The sequence below is a fragment of the Streptomyces sp. S3(2020) genome (assembly GCF_013044505.1).
In the GTDB taxonomy this organism is placed as follows: Bacteria; Actinomycetota; Actinomycetes; order Streptomycetales; family Streptomycetaceae; genus Streptomyces.
This window is the reverse complement of sequence record NZ_JABERD010000473.1, coordinates 1-2196: the sequence shown is the minus strand read 5'-3', so window position 1 is coordinate 2196 and position 2196 is coordinate 1. Positions and strand designations below refer to the sequence as shown.

Annotated in this window: 1 protein-coding gene; it reads right to left on the bottom strand. The window is 69.9% G+C overall.

Annotated features, from left to right (window positions below; all coding sequences use genetic code 11):
• Positions 1 to 153: 153 nt before the first annotated feature.
• The gene (locus tag HLK59_RS49665; protein WP_240983102.1) at positions 154 to 1824 is read right to left on the bottom strand and encodes a CDP-alcohol phosphatidyltransferase; all 1671 of its coding nucleotides are present in this window, start codon (positions 1822 to 1824) and stop codon (positions 154 to 156) included.
• Positions 1825 to 2196: the final 372 nt, after the last annotated feature.

The window sequence follows — 2196 nt, the reverse complement described above, 5'->3', positions numbered from 1 at the left end:
TCGAGGATGAGGCCGCACCGTCGCGATCCCCCACCCGTGTCTTTCAGCCCGTCCGGCGTTTGAGGACGAGGCCCGTTCAGGGCCGAAGCGGGGGTCTGGGGGCGGTAGCCCTCAGGGATGGGACGGGTAGGGGCGGCGGGGGCGAGACTCTGCTCAGTTCTTCGACGGGTGGGGTGTCGAGCCGTATGCCGTCAGGAAGCGGTCGCGGAACGAACTCATCTTCCAGACCGGGGCGTTGTGGTCGGGGCGCAGACCGTCGGTCCAGTTCCAGCCCGCGATCTTGTCCAGCACCTTCGGGTCCTTGGCCACGATCGACACCGGGACGTCCCGGCTGGCGTGGTCGCCGCTGACGCGGGCGATGGGCTGGTGGTCGCCGAGGAAGACGAGGACGGTGTCGTCGGTGCCGTAGCGCTCCAGCCACTGGGTGAGGGCCGTCACCGAGTACTGGATCGACTTGCCGTACTCCTGACGGGACTTGGTCGAGTCCGTGACGATGTCGCCGGGCTTCTTGCCGGCCTTCTGGATCGCGTCGAAGACCGAGCCGTCCCCCAGCTCGTCCCAGTCCACCAGCTTCGGGATCGGTGCCCACGGCTGGTGGCTCGACGTCAGGATGACCTCCGACATCAGCGGCTTGTCCCGCTTCTTGCCGTGGACGAGACGCTGGAAGGCCTCCAGGGCGTACTGGTCCGGCATCGTCGACCAGCTGAACTTCGGTCCCTTGTAGCCGAGTTGGAAGGCGTTGTAGACCTTGTCCAGGCCGTAGTACTTCGCCTCGGGCCAGCCCTTCTGGATACCCGGCATCACCCCGACCGTGTCCCAGTCACCGGTCTTCTGGAACGCCTTGGTGAGGGTGAGGTGGTCGCCGGAGGTCACCGTGCGATACCGCTGCTGGTTGTCGATCCACAGGCCCGACAGGAACGTCGAGTGCCCCAGCCAGCTGCTGCCCCCGTACGTCGCCGACGTCAGCCACCCGCTCTTGGCATGGAACCCCGCCTTGTCCAACGCCTTCGTCCGCGCCGCCAGCGTCGAGTCCACCCCCGGCGCCATGATCGGATCCTCGATCGCGCTACGGCCGTAACTCTCGATGAACGTGAAGATCACGTCCTTGCCCCGCAGATCCGGCACCAACTCCGCACCCGGCGTCGCCCCGAACGTGTCCGCCTTCGCCTCCTTCGCGAACGCCGCCTCGTCCCGGACCGTGTCCGCCACCCGCTGCGCCTGGATCTTCAACGCGTCGGCGGCCCGGTCGGAGGCGATGGGCGTACCGGCGATCTGCAACCCGAGCGCGTAGCAGGTGATCCACGCCAGGGCCGCGATGAGCGTGCCCCGCGCGGCGACCGGTCTGCTCGTCACCAGGACGTTGCTCAGCCGGACCGTCGCCAGCGCCATGACCCCCACCAGCGCCAGCACCAGCACGACGGCCCCGACGGCCGCCAGCACCGCGAACGTCCCGCCCATCGAGTCCGCGACATACGACTGCGCGTCGTCCAGCAACTCCCAGTCGAGCACCAGGTTGAAGCCCCGCCCCAGATACTCCCGGAACCCCATGTCGAGCACGTTCAGCACGGTCAGCACCCCGAGCCCCACCCCGGCCACCACCGCCACGACCACCCGGGGCCGGCGCGGCAGCCACAACGCCACGGCCGCCCCGAGGATCGCCTCGACGGGGATCCGGGTGAACCGGTCCGGCTGGAGCGCGCCGATCGCGTTGGGCAGCAGCAGCGCCCCGATGACGAGCACGGTGGCGAGCCCGGTGACCATCCACCGGAGGACGGGCGGACGCGGACGGGCCGCGGGAGTGTCCGGCTTCTCCGGCGTGCGCATGATGACGGCCACCCGAGGGTCCTTCCGTACGGAACTTGGCACATTCCGGTACGGCTCGCTCTCAAGGGTCGTTCACAGCACTGGGCAAACAGGCAGCAAACAGCAGACCAAGGTCAACCGCACCCACGCAGGGGCGCGGGGCTGTATCGATGTGCGGCTCCGCCGCGCGGGCGCGACCAGCCCCCACGAACCCGCACCCGCCGTACGACCCCCCTACGCCCCCCCGCCCGCGGCCACAAGAGCCAGAGGCCCCGCCGCACACCCAGACCCCCGCACACACGCCCACCGATCCGGCACCGGCCCCCCATGCGTCTCCCCCACCTCCCCCGCCAGCACCCCCGCCAGCCGAAGCCCCGCCCCCGGCGCCCCGTC